Here is an 18296-nt window from a genome sequence, read left to right on the forward strand (position 1 = left end):
GTCACAAGAAAATTCCCTGGTCGCCAGCGGCGATCAGGGAATTATGTGACTGATGATTCTTCTAGTTGGTTGGCCGATTTCCGCTGAGCGAACTCGGTCACACACCGCGGTGGCGGTAGGTGCGCGCCACGAGCGCCGACCGCAGCTGCCACAGATCCGAGGGCTGCCGCGGATCCAGCCCCGTCAGCTGGGCGATGCGCTCGAGCCGGTAGTCCACCGTGTTGGCGTGCACGTGCAGCTGGGCGGCGGTGCGCCGGCGATTGAGCTCGGTGGCGATGTGCTTGCTCAGCGTCTCGCGCAGCTCGGGATGGTGATCCAGCGGATCGAGCAGCGACACCAGGTGCTCGCGGCCCGGTCCCGGCCGGGTCAGCTGGTATTCCAGGGCCAGCTCGGCGAAGCGGAACAGGCCCGGCCCGCCCCCGAGTCGCAGCACCATGTCGAGCAGGTCGTGCGCCTCGTCCGCGGCGCGCGGGATGTCGGCGGTGTCCGCCTGGATCAGCGCGGCGGTGACCGGCGTCCGCGCGGCCCGCGTGAGCCCGTCGACCAGGCGGGTGATCTCGTCGTCGGTGAGCGCGCCCGCGGGCAGCAGCACCGTGCCGCCGGTCGTGCTGAGCAGGGCCAGCGCCGCGCCCCGGCCGCGCGCGGTGAGCTCGGCCTGCACCCGGCGCAGCGGATCGCGGTGCTGCTCGGCGGCGGGCGGCCCGCCGGGGTCCCGGTGCCGGCCGATGGCGACCGCGAGCACCGTGTACGACTCGGCGATCCTGACGCCGCACTCGCGGGCCATGGCGGCCGCGCCGCGACCGCCAAGCAGCGCGGAGGTCAGGGTGTGCACCGCGTCGTGGTGGGCGCCGATGACCGCGCGCAACTCCTCGACGTAGGCCTGCGAGACCGTCCCGGTGACGATGTCCAGCAGCGCGAGCATGCCCGTCGCGGCCTGGTGGATGCCGTGCGGGGTCGACCGGCCCGCGTCGGCGAGCGCGAGATCGACGCCGACCTCGACGGCCTCGAACATCACGTGGGTCACCGTGTCGAGCGGGATGCCCTCCCTGGCCCACCCGGCCGCCGTCGCGCGCAGCCTCCGCAGGACCGTCTCACGCCCGGCGCCCGGCGGCGCGAGGGCGAGCGCCAGGCAGGTCTCCACGACCGTGGCGAGGTCACCCGGCAGCGCCGCGCACCCCGTGGTGCCTGCCAGCCGGTCGGTCACCCGGCGGGCGAGTGTGGGGATGTCGCCGGGCGCGACGGGGATCGGCGCGTTCACCGCGGCGGGACGGTCGTCGATGGTCATCGGCGCTTCCCCGGTGTCGCGGTGTCGGCCTGGGCCACCCGGCGGGCGCGCCGCGGCGCCACCGCGAAGGCCGCCCGGGTCGTGCCCGCCAGCGCGCGCAGCGCGGCCGCGTCGCCGGGACGCCGCCGCACCGCCAGCAGGTCGGCCGCGCGATCGTGCTGCATCGCGCGCACCGCCGCGGCGGGCAACCGCCGCACCACCCACGCGTCCGGGTGCAGCACCTGCCGGGCGAGCGGCCCCGTGGCCGGGGTGCGGCGCAGTTCCGCGGCGCACACGGTGTCCAGGTAGGCGGCGAACTCGGGCAGCGTGGCGGGCAGCCGCCGATCGCTGATGCCGTAGCCGCGGTACCAGGCGCAGCACTGCCGGTAGAGCTCCGCGCGGTCGGGCCCGGACAGCGGCGGCCCGAACAGGTCGGCCGCGGCGAACAGGGCCTCGACGTAGGTGGCGTGCTGGAACAGGAACACGTCGGGATGCAGCGCGTGATAGCGGCGGCCGAGATCGTCGGTGCCCTTGACGTGTTCGTGCGCGAACCGCATCGCCGAGGCCGTGTCGTGCGTGCCGCACGCGAGATAGATCATCTGCAGCACCGCGCGGCGCTTGTGATCCCAGAGCCGCGTCGGCACGTGCTCGGTCAGGCCGTGGGCGATCGCCGGGTGCAGGATCTGCAGGCCGACGGCGCGCGGCAGCATCAGCAGGAAACGCCGGTCGCCGAGGTGCCTGCGCAGCAGCGGCCCGGCGACCGGTGCGTCGCTCATCGGGGGTCTCCGCTGTCGAGCCGGGCCCGCAGCAGTTTGCCGGTCGCGTTGCGGGGGAGTTCGTCGACGAAGACGACATCGCGGGGCACCTTGTGCCGGGCCAGGGTCGCCTTGACGTGGGCCTTGATCGCCTCGCCGTCGCGCTCGGCGCCCGGCGCGGGCACGACGAAGGCCCGCAGCCGCCGGCCGAAATCCCGGTCGGGCACGCCGATCACCGCCGCCTCCAGCACGTCCGGCCGTTCGGCGAGCAGGTTCTCGATCTCGAGCGGGTAGACGTTCTCGCCGCCGGAGACGATCATGTCGTCGTCGCGGCCGTCGATGAACAGCCTGCCCTCGGCGTCGAAATGCCCGACGTCGCCGCTGGATTGGAGCCCGTCCACCGTCTCCTTGCCGGTGCCGTCGGTGTATCCGGCGAAGCTGAGACCGCTGCTGACGAAGATCGTGCCGACGACGCCGGGCGTGGTGACCGGGCGTCGCTGCTCGTCGTAGAGGGCGACCCGGCAGCCGACCGGCGGCCTGCCGACCGTGCCCGGTGCCTCGCGCATGTCCCGGGGGGTGGCCACCGCCGCGACCGCCACCTCGGTGGAGGCGTAGAGGTTGTAGAGCACCTCGCCGAAGGCCGCGGCGGTGCGGCGGCTCAGGTCGGGGGAGATCGCCGAACCCGCCGCGAAGATCACCGACAGCGAGCGGGTGTCGTACTCCGCCAGCACGTCCGGGCCGAGGTCGACGATCCGCTGCAACATGGTCGGCACGACCACCAGCACCGAGGCGCGGTGCCGGGCGACCGCGGCCAGCGTCGCGCGGGGATCGAATCGATGCCTGCGCACCACGATCGCGTTGCCCAGCGCCCAGCCCAGGATGAACTGCGACAGCCCGGTCCCGTGGAACAGCGGCGCGGCGAGCACGATGGTGCTCCCGGTGGGCACCGGGATGCGGTCGAGGAACTGCGCCGACTGCAGGGGCGTCACCCGCGTGCGCGGCGCGCCCTTGGGGACGCCGGTGGTGCCGCTGGTGAGCACGACGATGCCGCCGGGCTCGGCGGGGGCGGGCAGCGGTGTGTCGCGGCCCGCGGCGGCGAGGTCGTCGAGGCACGGGTGACGTGGCGGCTCGACCGTGTCGGAATCGGACAGAATGACTGATAACTTTCCCGCCTCGCCGCCCAGTCGGTCGAGGAACTCGGGATCGGTGATCAGTGTGCCGACGCGCTCGCGGGCGAGCACCTCGCGCAACTGGGGCCCGGCGGTGCCGGTGTTCAGCAGCACGATGCGGGCGCCGATCCTGCCCGCGACGACGAGTGCGAGGACGAGGCCGCGATGATCGCGGCACAGCGCGCCGAGCACCGTCTCCCGGGTGACGCCGCGCGCCACGAGTGTGTCGGCGACCGCGTTGGCCAGGCGGTCGAGCTGGGTGAAGGTGAGCGCGCCCCGGTCGTCGACCAGGGCGGTCGCCTCCGGTGCGGTGCGCGCGCCGTGCGCGAGGGCGGCCACGACCGGCCCCGAGGAGGCGGCGTCGCGTGCCGTGCGCACCAGTTCGGCGGGGTGGCGCAGGTCGATCGCGCCGCGGCGGTGCAGGACGCGGACCGCGGCCAGGGTGTCGGTGAGGCCGCGGGTCACGGCGGTGGGGGTCGGCAGGGTGGTCCGCACGGGTACCTCCGGGGTGGCTCGGGTGGCGGGGCCGGGTGTCCGCGGCCGGAGCGGGTTCGGCAATTCCCTCCGCTTCGACCGGAATCACAAGTAACATAATCGTACGTCGGCACGCTCTGGCGTGGAATCGCGTGGATACGGACGCACAGGTTCGGCGGCCACCGGGTCCTTCGGGCCCGGAAACCGCGGCGCGCGAACAGCTCTGGGAAAGGACCCGCACATGACCACGGCAAGGAAGCCTGGTGAACCCGACTACGACGACCCGCACAGCGACGCCTACGTCGAGGAGGGCGCGGCGCCCGCGTGGCGCGGCCGGTCCGTCCACGCGGTGCCCGGTCCGGCGGAACCGCAGGCGCCCCTGACACTCGAGCGGGTCCGCATCCACATCCCCGACACCTATCGCTCCCCGCGCAAGCGGCCCGCCCACATCGCCGACGCGCTCGACTTCTGGATGTTCGCCGGCGCCGCGGCCAACGTCGCCATGCAGTTCGCGCACCAGGGCGTGGCCGCGGGCGTCATGGAGAGCCCGGTGGAATCGGGTGCGCTGATGGTGCATCCGTGGAAGCGGCTGCGTACCACCGCCGCCTACCTCGCCACCGCCATCCTCGGCACCGACGAGGACAAGAAGGCCATGCGCGAGGCCGTCAACGGCGCGCACCGCCAGGTGCGGTCCAAGCCCGGCTCGAAGGTCAAGTACAACGCCTTCGACCGCAACCTGCAGATGTATGTCGCCGCCGCCATCTACATCGGCTTCGAGGACACCCACCAGCTGCTGTGCGGCAAGATGTCGCCCGAGGAACTGGAGGCGTTCTACGAGGGCGCCGAGACCTTCGGCACCACCCTGCAGGTCCACCCCGACATGTGGCCCAAGACCCGCGCCGAGTTCGACGAGTACTGGCTGGAGGCGTGCAAGGGCGTCATCTGCGACGACGAGTTCCGCGCCTACATCGGCGATCTGTTGCACCTGCGGATGGTCGCCTGGCCGCTGCGGATCCTCTTCGGCCCGCTGCTGCAGTTCCTCACCGCCGGCTTCCTGCCCCCGCACTTCCAGGAACAGATGGGCGTGGAATGGAGCGAATCCGACCAGCGCCGGTTCGAGCACCTGTTCCTGTTCGTCGGCTTCGTCAACCGGTTCATCCCCAAGTTCCTGCGCTTCGCCGGGACGAACGTGATGATGGCCGACGTGCGCCGCAAGATCCGGAAGCACAAGGCGCTCATCTGAGGTCGCGGGTGGCCCCGGGCAGGGGACGGGGCCACCCGGTTACCCTGCACCCGTGCAGACTCCCGTCCATCTCGCCCTCGGCGCGGGCCCCGGCCTCGGCGCCGGGGTCGCGCGCCGCTTCGCCCGCGAGGGCTACCACGCGGTCCTGACCGCCCGCACCGCCCCCGAGGCCGCCGAGCTGGCCGACCTGCTCGCCGCCGACGGTCACCCGGCCGAGGGCGCCGCCGTGGATCTGCTCGATCCCGCGGACATCGCCCGGGTGGTCGCCGGGGTCGGCGAGCGGCACGGCCGGATCGACGTGCTGCACTTCAACCCGAGCGCCTGGCGGGAGGCCGACCCGCTGCACCTGACCGTCGCCGAGCTGCTCGAGGACGTCACGCTGGGCGTCGGGGCCCTGCTGCCCGCGGTGCAGGCCGCGCGCCCGTTCCTCGGCCGCGGCGCCCGCGTGCTGGTGACCGGCAGCGCCGCCGCCGACAAGCCCTGGCACGGCGCGGCCTCGCTCGGCGTGCAGAAGGCGGGCGTCCGCAACCTGGTCACCAGCATCGACGCGACCCTGGCCGGCGACGGCATCCGCGCGGTCGCCGTGCAGATCAACGGCCTGCTCGCCCGGACCGGGCCGTTCTCACCCGAGCCCATCGCCGAGGCCATGTGGGCGGCGGTGTCCCGCCCCGACGACGCCTGGACCCCGCACGTGTCCTACGACGGCTGACACGCCCGCGAGCCCGGCTCCGGTGACGCCGGGGTTCACAGCGAGCTCGCAGCGTCTGCCCAGCGTGCCCGCACCGCCCGGCGCGAGGGTGGGGGCATGACAGAAACCGCCACGGTGCCGACCCGGCACCTCGACCTCCGCGCCGGCGGCGCGCCTGCCCCGGCCCGCCGCGACGGCCGCGCGCAGTGGGCGGGCCTCGTCCTGCTGCTGCTGGGAACCGCGGCCGCCTACCTGTGGAACCTCTCGGCCAACGGCTGGGCCAACACCTACTACGCGGCCGCGGTGGAGGCGGGCGCGTCCTCGTGGAAGTCGTTCTTCTTCGGCTCGCTCGACGCCGCCGACGCCGTGACCGTCGACAAGACCCCGGCCTCGCTCTGGCCGATGGAGCTGTCGGCGCGGCTGTTCGGCATGAACAGCTGGAGCATGCTGGTGCCCCAGGTCCTGCTCGGCGTGGCCTCGGTGGCCGTGCTGTGGGCCGTCGTGCGCCGCCACTTCGGGGCGAACGCCGGGCTGCTCGCCGGGGCGCTGCTCGCCCTGACGCCGGTGGCGGCGTTGATGTTCCGCTACGACAATCCCGACGCGCTGCTGGTACTGCTGATGCTCGCGGCCGTGTGGGCGATGAGCCGCGCGCTCGGTGACGGGCGCTGGCGCTGGCTGGTGCTGTGCGGGCTCTTCGTCGGGCTCGGCTTCCTGGCCAAGCAGTTGCAGGTGCTGCTCGTCGTACCCCCACTCGCCCTCACCTATCTGCTCTTCGGCCCGCCGCGGCTGCGGCGGCGGATCGGGCAGGTGCTCGCCGCCGCGGCGGGCATGGTGGCGGGCGCGGGGTGGTGGGTTCTCATCGCCCAGTGCACGCCCGCAGACGAGCGCCCGTATTTCGGTGGCTCGCAACACAACTCGATCATCGAACTCACCCTCGGCTACAACGGACTCGACCGGCTCGGCGGCGGCGAGACGGGCGGACCCGGTGGCGGCGGCAGCCCCTTCGGCGGCGCCCGCGGGCTCGGCAGGCTCTTCTCCGACACGGTCGGCGGCCAGATCGCCTGGCTGATCCCGGCGGCGCTGATCGTGCTGGTCGCGAGCCTGGTCGCCCTCGGGCGCGTTCGGCGCACCGACCCGCGCCGCGCCCTGCTGGTGCTGTTCGGCCTCTGGGGTGTGGTGACGGGCCTGGTGTTCAGCCTGATGAGCGGCATCTTCCACGAGTACTACACCGTGGCGCTCGCCCCGGCGGTCGCGGGCACCCTCGCCGCGGGACTCGCGGTGCTGTGGCCACGGCGCCGGCGGTGGTGGATCCGCCTGACCCTGGCGGGCACGCTCACCGCGACGGCGGTCACCGCGTGGCTGTTGCTCGCGCGCACACCGGATTTCGTGCCGTGGCTGAAGTGGGCCGTCGCCGCGGCCGCGGTCCTCGCCGTCGCCGGGCTGCTCGCGGGCAACCGCCGCGACCTCGCCACGATGACCGTGCTGGCGGCCTTGTTCGCCGGGATCGCCGGGCCTGCCGCCTACACCGTCGAGACCCTGCACACGGCCCACACCGGCTCGACGCCGACCGCGGGCCCGCGGACCGCGCGCGGCCACGACGTCGGTGGCGGGACGAGCGGTCCGGGCGGGGCCGACGGCGCACCCCGGGACGGGTCGCCCACCTCCGCCGCGCCCGGCGGGTCCGGGTCCACCCCGGCGGCGATGCCCGGGGCAGGCGGTGGAGCGGTCAGCCAGGAGGTCGTCGCCCTGCTCGACGCCGACCACGCTTCCTACCGCTGGGTCGCCGCGACCGTCGGCTCCCAGGCCCAGGGCGGGTACCAGCTCGCCGTCGCGGGACAGGTCATGGCCATCGGCGGCTTCAGCGGCAGCGACCCCGCGCCGACGCTGGAACAGTTCCAGCGCTACGTGGCCGACGGCGACATCCACTACTTCCTCGCCGGCGGATCCGGCGGCGGCCCCGGCGGTTCCGGCACCACCGAGGGATCGCGCATCACCGCCTGGGTGCGCGAGCACTACACCGCCGTCGAGGTCGACGGCGTCACCCTCTACGACCTCACCCGGCCGGCGAACTGATCGGCACGCGCGGCGCCCCCCGGCGGGCGCCGCGCGCTCAGCGGCAGCAGTTCGGGTCGAGGACGACGCAGAGCGCGGCGAGCGCGTCACGGCGGGCGCGGTGGAAGGTGTTCATCCCGCGGCGTTCGGAGGCCACCAGCCCGGCGGTGCGCAGCTGGGACAGGTGATGGCTGACGGTGGACTCGCCGACTCCGACGGCCGCCGCCAGGTCGCCGCTGTTCTCCTCCGCTGCCGGGCTGGTCAGCAGCAGCGACAGCAGCCGGACCCGGACCGGATCGGCGATCGCCTTGAGCCGCAACGCGACCTCGAGGGCGGCCTCGTCGTCCAGGGGAGCGGCCGCGACGGGCGTGCAGCAGACCGGAGCGGACATGTCGATCACGGGGAGCGCCTTGGGCATGGCTCCACGATACCGAGTATGTTGACATATGTCGAAGAGGTGGCGCAGAATCGGGTCTGCAGTTCTTCGATATATGCCGAAATACTCGGAGGTTCCCATGTCTCGCGTTCAGCTCGCCCTCGACGTCGACGATCTCGACGCCGCCGTCGCCTTCTACTCCACCCTCTTCGCCACCGAGCCCGCGAAGCGCAAGCCCGGATACGCGAACTTCGTCGTCGCGCAGCCGCCGCTCAAACTGGTGCTGATCGAGAACCCCGGGGCCGGCGGCACTCTCAACCATCTCGGCGTCGAGGTGGAGACCGCCGAGCAGGTGCGCGACGAGATCGCGCGGCTGTCGTCGGCGGGCCTGTTCACCGAGGAGCAGATCGCCACCACGTGTTGCTTCGCCACGCAGGACAAGGTGTGGGTCAGCGGACCCGACGCCGAGCGGTGGGAGGTCTACACCGTGCTCGCCGACAGCGAGACCTTCGGCGCCGAACCCCCGGCCCCGTCGGCCTGCTGCGCGAGCGCGGCACCGGCGGGCGAACCGTGCTGCTCGCCGGCGGTGCGGGCGGACGCCGTCGAGCGCGGCGCGGGCTGCTGCGGCTGAGGACGTCGACCGGGCGGCCCTCCCCGGCTTGCCGATCATATCGATATCCATCAATATCGATGCGTGTCGAAACAGTCTCTGCCGCTGATCGGGGCGGCCGCACCGGCGTGTGCGGTCGCCCCGCTCGTGCGCGAGCCCCTCTCCCCGGCCGCGGCGACCGAGCTGGCGGCCACCTTCAAGGCCCTCGCCGACCCCGTGCGCCTGCGCCTGCTCAGCCTGGTCGCCGCCCGGGCGGGCGCCGAGGCCTGCGTGTGCGACCTGACCGCCGCCTTCGATCTCAGCCAGCCCACCATCTCCCACCACCTCAAGGTGCTGCGCGAGGCGGGCCTGCTCGCGAGCGAGCGCCGCGGATCCTGGGTCTACTACCGCACCGAACCGGCGGCGCTGGCGGCGCTGGCCCGGCTGCTCGACGTACCCGCCGAGGCGGGTGCCCGGTGACCGACCTGCCCCGGCGCCTGCTGGCCGAATTCGTCGGGACCGCCGCCCTGGGGACGGTCGTCGTCGGCTCCGGAATCGCCGCCGCGCAGCTGACCGGCGACGCCGCCCTGCGCCTGCTCGCGAACTCCACCGCGACCGTCCTCGGACTCGGCGTGCTGATCCTGGTCTTCGGCCCGGTCTCGGGCGCCCACTTCAATCCCGTCGTCTCGGTCGCGGACTGGCTGGCGGGCCGACGCGCGGGCACCGGCCCGACCGCCCGCGACACCCTCGCCTACGCCGTGGCCCAGACCGCAGGCGCCGTCGCCGGCGCGGTGACGGCCAACGTCATGTTCGATCTCGATCCCGTCCAGGTCTCCGGCCACGACCGGGTCGGCGCGGGTCACCTCGTCGGCGAGGTCGTCGCGACCGCCGGGCTGATCGTCGTCGTCTTCGCCCTCGCCCGCAGCGGGCGCGCCGCGCTGTCCGCCTCGGCCGTCGCCGCCTACATCGGCGCGGCCTACTGGTTCACCAGCTCGACCAGCTTCGCCAACCCCGCGGTCACCGTCGGGCGGGTCTTCTCCGACACCTTCGCCGGGATCGCGCCCGCCTCGGTCCCCGGTTTCGTCGCGGCCCAGATCGCCGGGGCCGCGGCCGGACTCGCGCTCGTCACGTTCCTCTACCCGCGCGTCGGCGCGCGGGCCGCCGCCGACGTGGTCGTACCCCACGCCGAGACCCGCTGAAAGGTCCACCCGTGTCGACGAGACCCAGTGTGCTGTTCGTCTGCGTGCACAACGCCGGTCGCTCCCAGATGGCGCAGGGCTTCCTCGCCCACCTCGCCGGTGACGCGATCGAGGTCCGCTCCGCGGGCACCGCGCCCGGCGACTCCCTCAACCCCGCCGCCGTGGCGGCCATGGCCGAGCTCGGGATCGACATCACCGACCAGCGACCCCGCATCCTCACCGCGGCCGCCGTCGAGACCTCCACCGTGGTGATCACGATGGGCTGCGGGGACACCTGCCCCTATTTTCCCGGCGTCGACTACCGCGACTGGCGACTCGACGACCCGGCGGGCAAGGGCATCGAGGCCGTGCGCCGGATCCGCGACGAGATCCGCGCGCGCACGGAGGCGCTCGTCGCGGAACTGCTGCCCGGCCGGCGCTGACCCGGACGGCGCCCGCCGGAAATGCGGCGGCGGCCCGGGCCGCCGGGTGGCATCGTACGGGCATGACATCGGCGAGGGAGATCACCGTGCGCCCGGCGACCGGCGCGGACCGGACGGCCATCGACGTGCTGCAGGAGACGTCGTTCGGTATGCGGATGAGCGAGGCGGAGAAGCGGTGCCGGGCCGCGCTGTTCCCGGCGGACCGCTCGCTGGTCGCCCTCGACGGCGACCGCGTCGTCGGGCACACGGTCGACATCACGATGACCGTCACCGTGCCGGGCGGCCGGGCCGTGCCCGCGAGCGGCGTGTCGGGTGTGGTGGTCGCCCCGACCCACCGGCGGCGCGGCATCCTGCGGCGGCTCTTCGCCGCCCAGCACGCGCGGACCGAGGCCGACGGCCTTCCGCTCACGATCTTCACCGCCACCGAGGGCACCATCTACGGCCGGTTCGGCTACGACACCGCGATCGTGGCCACCAGCGTGGCCGTGGATCGCAGGCGCGCCGAATTCCGCGCGGGCGTCCCCGATCCCGGCGGCGTCGAGATCCGCGAACCGGCCGAGGCGCAGCCGCACATCCGCGCGGTCTACGAGCGGTGGCGGAAGCGGGTGCCCGGCGCGCAGGCGCGGCCGTCGAGCCAGTGGGAGCTGTCCTTCGCCGACCTCGAACGTCGGCGGGGCGGCGCGAGCGCGTTGTTCGCGCTGGTCCACCCCGACGGCTACGCCCTCTACCGGCGCCGCTACGACGAACACCGGGCCGCGGCCCCGGTCTGGGAGTGCCGGGCGCTGACGCCGGACGCGCACGCCGCGCTGTGGCGGGTGCTGCTCGGGCTCGACCTGGTCGACGTCGTCGAGGCCGAGATCGCCGACGACGATCCGCTGCCGTATCTGCTCACCGATCCGCGGGCGGTCCGGGTGACCGGCCGCAAGGACAGCCTGTGGGCGCGGGTGATGGCGGTGCCCGCCGCGCTGACCGCCCGGACCTACGCGGCAGACCTCGACACGGTGATCGAGGTGACCGACCCCTTCGGCCCGGCGGGCGGGACGTTCGCGCTGCGGATCCGTGACGGCGTCGCCTCCTGCGCGCCGACCGCCCGCCCGGCGCGCCTGCGCACCGGCGTGGACACGCTCGCCGCGCTGTACTTCGGCGCGCACCGCGCCAGGGACCTGGCCGCCGGGCACCGGATCGCCGTCGAGGACCCCCGCGCGCTCCGCGACCTCGACGCGGCCTTCGCCGTCGACCGGGCACCCGAGCGCGGCTGGTTCTTCTGACCGCGCGCGTGACCGGGCAGGCGAGGCCGCACACCGTCGGAGCTTCCAGCGCCGGACCGCGGTCGGTCCGAACGCGCGTCGACCGCGCCGCCGGGGCCGTGAACCGGGACCGCCCGGATGCCGCACCCGCGCTCGGTGAACCGGTGCGCCGACCGCGCGGCCGGGCCCCGGCGCCGTGTCAGCCGCGGTGTCAGCCGGCCGTCAGGGCGGTGTCAGGCCGGACGGCGACAGTGGGTCCACCGAAGAAACCAGCGGCGCCGCAGATCGTTCCGGCGCCCTCACCGATGGGAGCACATCATGTCGACCAGCACGCTGACCGCCCAGGACGCCGGCACCCTGCGCACCGCCGCCTACGGTGCCGTGGCACTCCTGGCCGCGGCCGGGGCGCCGCACAAGGGGATCGCCCAGGGGTCCCGGGCCCTCACCTCCGCCACCGGCCTGGTCGGGCACGTGCTCGCCGCCCGGTCCCGGGACATCGACCTGCCGGGGAAGTCCGTCGCCGACCTCGCGGGCCGGGTGCTGCCGGGTCTCACCGCGAGCATGCGCCTGCTCGCCGACCGGCAGCAGGCCGAGGCGGACAACTTCCGCGACACCGTGCTGATCGCCGTCGAGTCCGCGGCCGGCTCCACCGGCGGCGCGAACCCGGCGGTGGCCGCGATGGCCCGCAAGATCGAGGCCGCGCTCGACGCCGCCTGAGCGGGGTGCGGCGAACCCGCCGACCCGTCCCGAGACACCCTCGGGACGGGTCGGCGGCGTGCGGCGTGGGCGACCTTGTTGTTTCGCGCTCCGCACCGGGCCGGACGGCTGTGAAGTCAGCTCACGCCGCGGGGTTGCCCGTCGATGCCTGACGTGGTCGTGCGGAGGCGACCGGATCCTTCATCCGTTCCGCGCCGCCCGCCGCCGCGACCGCCGGCCGCGACCGCGCCGACCCGATGATCGGCGGCGCGCGCATCCGCGCAGTTCAGGAAGTGCTTTCGGGGTCGAGCGGACCGTTCCGGAACGGGGGATTGCGGCCCCCGGAAAACCAGCGTGACCGCTGGAAAACTGTGCGCGAGAGGGGACTTGAACCCCTACGTCCGTGGACACCAGAACCTAAATCTGGCGCGTCTGCCAATTCCGCCACTCGCGCTTGATGGTACGACCGTCCAAACTCTACCGGTCGAAACGCGCGGAATGAAGCACTGACACGGCGTGGCGTACTCACGAGTAACACGACCTGGGATTATAACGATTCGGTAACGCTCAATATGAGGGGCACTCACGTTTGCGAATCGGACAGGAGTGCCTGACCTGTGGGTTCAAACATGAGGCGGAGTCATGTTTCAGATAAAAGTGGTACGTCCGTCTAGGAAATACCGATCGGTAGCTGGCCGGGCGCCAGCAAACGTGAGGATTTCCTCATGATTCTGTGCCATCGTGGGCCGCACAACAGGCCCGACGGGCTGCCGGAGACGTGTGCGTTCCGCCGTGAGCGGGAGGCCGGGAGAAGGAAGTCGAAGCGACTTGACGATCAACGAGAGCACCGACAGGGTCACCGGCGCGCGCGCGATGGTGAGTGGTCGCGACCACAGTTCGGCCGTCGCCGCGCCGCTGCTTGACCGGTTGCACGGCGGCGCGGCCTACGCGCTGGCCTTCGGCGGTCAGGGCGCGCAGTGGCTGCGCGAGCTCGAGGAGATCGGCCGCGACAGCGCGCTGGAATCCGAACTGGGCGCGCTCGTGGACGAGGCCGCCGGGCTGCTGGAGCCGGTTGCGGCACAGTTGCTGGTGGTGCGGCCGGGCGGATTCGACCCGATGGGCTGGATCCTCGAGAGTGAGCTGGACGAGCCCGACGAGCCCTCGGCGGCCCCGAGCGACGCGGTGCTGCGGTCCGCGCCCGTCTCGATGCCGGGCGTGCTGCTGTCCCAGCTGGCCGCGCTGCGCGCGCTGCGCCTGCAGGGCCTCGACACCGCCGAGCACGCGCCGTGCGCGGTGATCGGCCATTCGCAGGGCCTGCTGGCCGCGGCGGCGGTGGGCGCCGAGGGCGCCCGCGACGCCGAGATGCTCGCGCTGGCCCAGCTGATCGGCGCCGCCGCCGGCCTGGTCGCGCGTCGCCGCGGGCTCATGCCGGTGGGCGACAGCTCGCCGATGGTCGCGGTCTCCAACGTCGATCCCGAACAGCTGCGGGCCATCGCGGCCGAGGTCGCCGAGGGCGTCGACCCCGCGATCGCCGCCGTGGTCTCCATCCGCAACGGCCGTCGCCGCGTGGTGCTCTCGGGCGCGCCCGCCCAGATCGAGCGCGTGCGCGTCCGCTGCGCCCAGCTGCACGACGAGCAGACCCGCGAGCGCGAGGCGAAGATCCGCGGCGGCGCGGTGTTCGCCCCGGTCTTCGAGGACATCCCGGTCGACGTCGCGTTCCATCACCCCGCGCTGGCCGAGACCGTCGACATCGCCGAGGGCTGGGCCCGCCAGTGCGGCCTCGACGCCGAGCTCGCCGCCTCGCTCACCCAGCGCGTGCTGGTCGACCCGATCGACTGGGTCGCCGCGGTCGACCAGGTCGTCGAGGCCGGTGCCGAGTGGATCCTCGACCTGGGTCCCGGCGACCTGCTGACCCGCGTCACCGCCGGTTCGCTCAAGGGCACCGGCGTCGGCGTCATCGCCGCGGCCACCCGCGCGGGCCAGCGCAGCCTGCTCACCCCGGGCGCCGCCCCCGAGCCCGCCGCGGCGTGGTCGAGCTTCGCGCCGCGCCCGGTGCGCCTGCCCAACGGCCGCGTGGTCGTGGAGACCGCGTTCACCAAGCTGACCGGCCGCTCGCCGATCCTGCTCGCGGGCATGACCCCGACCACGGTCGACGCCAAGATCGTCGCCGCCGCGGCCAACGCGGGCCACTGGGCCGAGCTGGCGGGCGGCGGACAGGTCACCGAGCAGATCTTCGCCGACCGGGTCACCGAGCTGAAGCAGCTGCTGCAGCCGGGCCGCGCGGTCCAGTTCAACTCGCTGTTCCTCGACCCCTACCTGTGGAAGCTGCAGCTGGGCGGCAAGCGCCTCGTGCAGAAGTCGCGCGCGGCAGGCGCGCCGTTCGACGGCGTCGTCGTCACCGCGGGCATCCCCGAGCTCGACGAAGCGGTCGCGCTCATCGGCGAGCTGACCGAGGCGGGCATCAGCCACGTCGCGTTCAAGCCGGGCACCGTCGCCCAGATCCGCGCGGTGCTCCGTATCGCCGACGAGGTCGGCGACTACCCGGTCATCATGCACATCGAGGGCGGCAAGGCCGGCGGCCACCACTCCTGGGAGGACCTCGACGACCTGCTGCTGGCCACCTACGCCGAGCTGCGCGGCCGCGCGAACGTCGTCGTGTGCGTCGGCGGTGGCATCGGCACCCCCGAGCGGGCCACCGAATACCTGACCGGCACCTGGGCCACCGTGCACGGCTACCCGGTCATGCCGCTGGACGGCGTGCTGGTCGGCACCGCCGCGATGGCCACGCTCGAGGCCACCACCGCGCCCGAGGTCAAGCAGCTGCTCGTCGACACGCCCGGCACCCCGGACTGGGTCGGTGCGGGCACCGCCTCGGGCGGGATGGCCTCGGGCCGCAGCCAGCTCGGCGCCGACATCCACGAGATCGACAACGCCGCCTCCCGCACCGGCCGCCTGCTCGACGAGGTCGCCGGCGACGCCGAGGCCGTCGCGGCGCGCCGGGACGAGATCATCGCCGCGCTCGACGCCACCGCCAAGCCCTACTTCGGCGACGTCGCCACCATGACCTACGAGCAGTGGCTGCGGCGCTACGTGCAGCTGGCCGTCGGCGGCGACCGCGCGATCTCCTTCGACTGCGGCAGCGACCTGGGCGAGGCCATCCGCGAGGCGACCCGCTCGGAGTGGCTCGACATCACCTGGCGCGACCGGTTCGCGGAGATGGTGCGCCGCACCGAATCCCGCCTGCACCCGGCCGACAGCGGCGAGATCCCCACCCTCTTCGCCGACGACGCCGCCTTCGAGCACCCCGTCGACGCCCTGTGCACGCTGCGCAAGCAGTACCCGGCCGTCGCCGAGACCGTGCTGCACCCGGCCGACGTGCCGTTCTTCGTCTCGCTGTGCAAGACCCCGGGCAAGCCGGTGAACTTCGTGCCCGTCATCGACGCCGACGTGCGCCGCTGGTGGCGCTCGGACTCCCTGTGGCAGGCGCACGACCCGCGCTACTCGGCCGACCAGGTCTGCATCATCCCCGGCACCGTCGCCGTCGCGGGCATCACCCGCGTCGACGAGCCGGTCGGCGAGCTGCTCGACCGCTTCGAGCAGGACACCGCCTACACGCTGGTCCGGTCGGGTGTCGTCCCGGCCGCCGTCGACGCGCGCCGCGTCGCGGGCATCGCCGCGGGCCCGATCGACGCCGTGCTGGCCGCGCCGGACGTGCAGTGGTCCGGCCGCGTCACCGTCAACCCGGTGCACCGCCTCGGCGCCGTGCACGAATGGGTCCGCGACGGCGAGGCCGTCGTGCATCCGGGCACCGGCGCCCGGCTGGTCGAGACCACCGGCCCCGAAGCCGAATCCGGCTACGCCGAGCTGACCGTGCCGCTGCTGGGCGAGCGCGAGGTGCGCATCCGCATCACCGTGCCGGTCAGCGTGTACTCCGGCGGCGCGCCCGTGATCACCGAGGCCGACGCCGAGACCGCCATGTCGGCGCTGCTGGCCGTCGCCGCCGGGCAGGACCTGCCCGAGGTGAAGGCCGGTGTCGCGCACCTGAACCTGGCCTGGACCCCCGACCTGGTCGCCGACCACGCCGGCGTCACCGGCGCCGGGCTGCCCGCCACCCTGAGCACCCTCGGCCGCACCGCGCCCGACGTGCTGGTCGGCGCCTGCTGGCCCGCCGTGTTCGCGGTGCTCGGCGCCGCGCGCACCCCGCGCGGCGGCTCGGTCATCGAGGGCATGCTCGACCTGGTCCACCTCGACCACCGCATCGAGCTGCTGCGCGAGCTGCCCGCCGAGACCGGCATCCTGGTCGTGCGGGCCGAGGGCGGCGAGGTCGTCGACACCGACATGGGCCGCGTCGTCGAGGTCTCGGTGAGCATCGGCGACATGGCGGGCCACGGCCTCGAGGTCACCCCGCTGGCCACCATGGTCGAGCGCTTCGCGATCCGCGGCCGCAACGGCGCCGGCGAGCTCGCCGACCCGCCGCGGGCCGGGGGCACCCTGTCCGAGGCGGCCGTCGACACCCCGCGCCGTCGTCGCCGCGACCTCACCATGGCGGCCCCGCGCGACATGCGCGCCTTCGCCGAGGTCTCCGGCGACCACAACCCGATCCACACCTCCGACGCCGCCGCCAAGCTGGCCGGCCTCGGCTCCCCGATCGTGCACGGCATGTGGCTCTCGGCCGCCGCCCAGCACGCGGTGAGCGCCGTGGATCCCGAAAGCTCCCTCCCCGCACGCACTCTCACGGCCTGGACCACCCGGTTCCTCGGCATGGTCCGCCCCGGCGCGGCCATCGACGTGCGGGTGGAGCGGATCGCGGTGGACTCCGGCAGCGAGATCGTCGAGGTGTCCTGCCGGGTCGACGGTGACCTGGTCATGACCGCGACCGGGCGCACCGCCGCCCCGAAGACCGTGTACGCCTTCCCGGGCCAGGGCATCCAGCGCAAGGGGATGGGTCTGGACGCGCTGACCCGCTCGAAGGCCGCCAAGAAGGTGTGGGAGCGTGCCGACGCGCACACCCGCGCGGCACTCGGCTTCTCCATCCTGGCGGTGGTGCGCGACAACCCGACCGTGCTGCGCGCCCGCGGCATCGAGCACCGGCACCCCGACGGCGTGCTGCACCTGACCCAGTTCACGCAGGTCGCCATGGCGACGCTCGGCGTCGCCCAGGTCGCCGAACTGCGCGAGGCGGGCGCCTTCGTCGAGGGCGCCATGCTGGCGGGCCACTCGGTCGGCGAGTACAACGCGCTGGCCGCGGTCGCAGGCGTGCTGCCGCTCGAGGCGGTGCTCGAGGTCGTGTTCCAGCGCGGCTCGGCGATGCACGAGCTGGTCCCGCGTGACGCCAAGGGCCGCAGCAACTACCGCATGGCCGCCATCCGACCCTCGCAGATCGGGCTGCCCGACGACGAGGTCGTCGGCTTCGTGAGCGGGATCGGCGAGCAGACCGGCGAGTTCCTCGAGGTGGTCAACCTCAACCTGCGCGGCTCGCAGTACGCCATCGCGGGCACCGTCGCCGGGCTCGAGGCCCTGGAGGCCGAGATCGACCGCCGCCGTGCCGAATTCGGTGGGAAGCGGGCGTTCATCCTGGTGCCCGGCATCGACGTGCCGTTCCACTCCACCGTGCTGCGCGACGGCGTGCCGGAGTTCCGGCACAAGCTCGAGCTGCTGCTGCCCGCCGAGGTGGACCCGGCGGTGCTCGTCGGGCGCTACATCCCGAACCTGGTGCCGCGCCCGTTCACCCTCGAGCGCGCGTTCCTCGAGGAGATCGCCGACCTCGTGCCCTCGGAGCCGCTGCGCGCCGTGCTCGCCGACTTCGGCGCGTGGGACGGCCGCGACGCCGAACTGTGCCGCGTGGTGCTGATCGAGCTGCTGGCCTGGCAGTTCGCCAGCCCGGTCCGCTGGATCGAGACCCAGGACCTGCTGTTCTCCGATCCCGCGCACGGCGGTCTCGGCGTCGAGCGGTTCGTCGAGATCGGTCTCGGCGCCACCCCGACCGTGGCCAACCTGGCCTCGCAGACCCTGAAGCTGCCCGCCTTCGGCGGCGCGACGGTCGAGGTCGTCAACGTCGAGCGCGACGCTGCGGTCGTCTACTCCACCGACACCGATCCGGCCCCCGTCGACGAGGTCGAGGA

General features: G+C 73.7%; 14 protein-coding genes and 1 tRNA gene. 10 read left to right on the forward strand and 5 right to left on the reverse strand.

The window, feature by feature from the left end; genetic code table 11:
- Positions 1-97 precede the first annotated feature (97 nt).
- Genes ON36_RS24175 through ON36_RS24185 form a run of 3 tightly spaced genes read right to left on the reverse strand, consistent with a single transcriptional unit; the run spans position 98 to position 3683 of the window.
- Entirely contained in the window at positions 98-1285 is a 1188-nt protein-coding gene (locus ON36_RS24175; protein ID WP_043658036.1) for a PucR family transcriptional regulator, read from the reverse strand.
- Entirely contained in the window at positions 1282-2040 is a 759-nt protein-coding gene (locus ON36_RS24180; RefSeq protein WP_043658039.1) for an oxygenase MpaB family protein, read from the reverse strand. Before ON36_RS24180 ends, ON36_RS24175 begins: the two co-directional genes overlap by 4 nt.
- Entirely contained in the window at positions 2037-3683 is a 1647-nt protein-coding gene (locus ON36_RS24185; RefSeq protein WP_245558184.1) for an AMP-binding protein, read from the reverse strand. The genes ON36_RS24180 and ON36_RS24185 overlap by 4 nt, the downstream gene beginning before the upstream one ends.
- A gap of 220 nt (positions 3684-3903) precedes the next feature.
- Here ON36_RS24185 and ON36_RS24190 point away from each other — a divergent pair, with 220 nt between their 5' ends.
- The 3 genes from ON36_RS24190 to ON36_RS24200 all read left to right on the forward strand — a co-directional run bounded on the left by ON36_RS24190 (position 3904) and on the right by ON36_RS24200 (position 7666).
- A complete protein-coding gene (locus ON36_RS24190) occupies positions 3904-4905 on the forward strand; it encodes an oxygenase MpaB family protein (protein WP_083885360.1) in 1002 nt (333 codons plus the stop codon).
- A 52-nt stretch (positions 4906-4957) separates the two neighbouring features.
- The gene (locus ON36_RS24195) at positions 4958-5614 is read left to right on the forward strand and encodes an SDR family oxidoreductase (protein ID WP_043658041.1); all 657 of its coding nucleotides are present in this window, start codon (positions 4958-4960) and stop codon (positions 5612-5614) included.
- Between the two features lie 96 nt (positions 5615-5710).
- Positions 5711-7666: a glycosyltransferase family 39 protein gene (locus tag ON36_RS24200; protein ID WP_043658044.1), complete on the forward strand. Its 1956-nt coding sequence runs from the start codon at positions 5711-5713 to the stop codon at positions 7664-7666.
- A gap of 37 nt (positions 7667-7703) precedes the next feature.
- Here the strand turns inward: ON36_RS24200 and ON36_RS24205 are convergent, their stop codons facing one another.
- Positions 7704-8063, reverse strand: coding sequence for an Rv2640c family ArsR-like transcriptional regulator (locus ON36_RS24205; RefSeq protein WP_043658046.1), 360 nt, complete (start codon positions 8061-8063; stop codon positions 7704-7706).
- A 97-nt stretch (positions 8064-8160) separates the two neighbouring features.
- On the opposite strand from ON36_RS24205, the gene ON36_RS24210 reads away from it, so the two are divergent.
- The 6 genes from ON36_RS24210 (at position 8161) to ON36_RS24235 (ending at position 12195) form a co-directional block, all read left to right on the forward strand.
- Positions 8161-8652, forward strand: coding sequence for an ArsI/CadI family heavy metal resistance metalloenzyme (locus ON36_RS24210; RefSeq protein ID WP_043658048.1), 492 nt, complete (start codon positions 8161-8163; stop codon positions 8650-8652).
- A gap of 63 nt (positions 8653-8715) precedes the next feature.
- Positions 8716-9090, forward strand: a complete 375-nt coding sequence (locus tag ON36_RS24215; protein WP_052314307.1) for an ArsR/SmtB family transcription factor — start codon at positions 8716-8718, stop codon at positions 9088-9090.
- On the forward strand, positions 9087-9809 hold the full coding sequence (locus tag ON36_RS24220) for an aquaporin (RefSeq protein WP_043658051.1): 723 nt from the start codon (positions 9087-9089) through the stop codon (positions 9807-9809). The genes ON36_RS24215 and ON36_RS24220 overlap by 4 nt, the downstream gene beginning before the upstream one ends.
- An 11-nt stretch (positions 9810-9820) precedes the next feature.
- On the forward strand, positions 9821-10231 hold the full coding sequence (locus tag ON36_RS24225) for an arsenate reductase ArsC (protein ID WP_043658053.1): 411 nt from the start codon (positions 9821-9823) through the stop codon (positions 10229-10231).
- 62 nt (positions 10232-10293) lie between these two features.
- A complete protein-coding gene (locus ON36_RS24230) occupies positions 10294-11499 on the forward strand; it encodes a GNAT family N-acetyltransferase (RefSeq protein WP_043658055.1) in 1206 nt (401 codons plus the stop codon).
- A gap of 297 nt (positions 11500-11796) precedes the next feature.
- A complete protein-coding gene (locus tag ON36_RS24235; protein WP_043658058.1) occupies positions 11797-12195 on the forward strand; it encodes a hypothetical protein in 399 nt (132 codons plus the stop codon).
- Positions 12196-12546: 351 nt separating this feature from the next.
- On the opposite strand, the gene ON36_RS24240 is transcribed toward ON36_RS24235, so the two are convergent.
- Positions 12547-12628, reverse strand: a tRNA-Leu gene (locus tag ON36_RS24240).
- A gap of 374 nt (positions 12629-13002) precedes the next feature.
- Between ON36_RS24240 and ON36_RS24245 the strand changes: the two genes are divergently transcribed.
- On the forward strand, positions 13003-18296 hold a 5294-nt coding region (locus ON36_RS24245; RefSeq protein WP_043658061.1), incomplete at its 3' end, for a fatty acid synthase subunit beta domain-containing protein.

Origin of the sequence: Nocardia thailandica NBRC 100428 (assembly GCF_000308795.1) — a bacterium.
Classification (GTDB): domain Bacteria; phylum Actinomycetota; class Actinomycetes; order Mycobacteriales; family Mycobacteriaceae; genus Nocardia; species Nocardia thailandica.

Coding starts and splice junctions, on each gene's coding strand:
- ON36_RS24230 (WP_043658055.1), top strand. CDS start 10,294: ATGACATCGGCGAGGGAGATCACCGTGCGCCCGGCGACCGGCGCGGAC.
- ON36_RS24205 (WP_043658046.1), bottom strand. CDS start 8,063: ATGCCCAAGGCGCTCCCCGTGATCGACATGTCCGCTCCGGTCTGCTGC.
- ON36_RS24200 (WP_043658044.1), top strand. CDS start 5,711: ATGACAGAAACCGCCACGGTGCCGACCCGGCACCTCGACCTCCGCGCC.
- ON36_RS24180 (WP_043658039.1), bottom strand. CDS start 2,040: ATGAGCGACGCACCGGTCGCCGGGCCGCTGCTGCGCAGGCACCTCGGC.
- ON36_RS24210 (WP_043658048.1), top strand. CDS start 8,161: ATGTCTCGCGTTCAGCTCGCCCTCGACGTCGACGATCTCGACGCCGCC.
- ON36_RS24235 (WP_043658058.1), top strand. CDS start 11,797: ATGTCGACCAGCACGCTGACCGCCCAGGACGCCGGCACCCTGCGCACC.
- ON36_RS24175 (WP_043658036.1), bottom strand. CDS start 1,285: ATGACCATCGACGACCGTCCCGCCGCGGTGAACGCGCCGATCCCCGTC.
- ON36_RS24190 (WP_083885360.1), top strand. CDS start 3,904: ATGACCACGGCAAGGAAGCCTGGTGAACCCGACTACGACGACCCGCAC.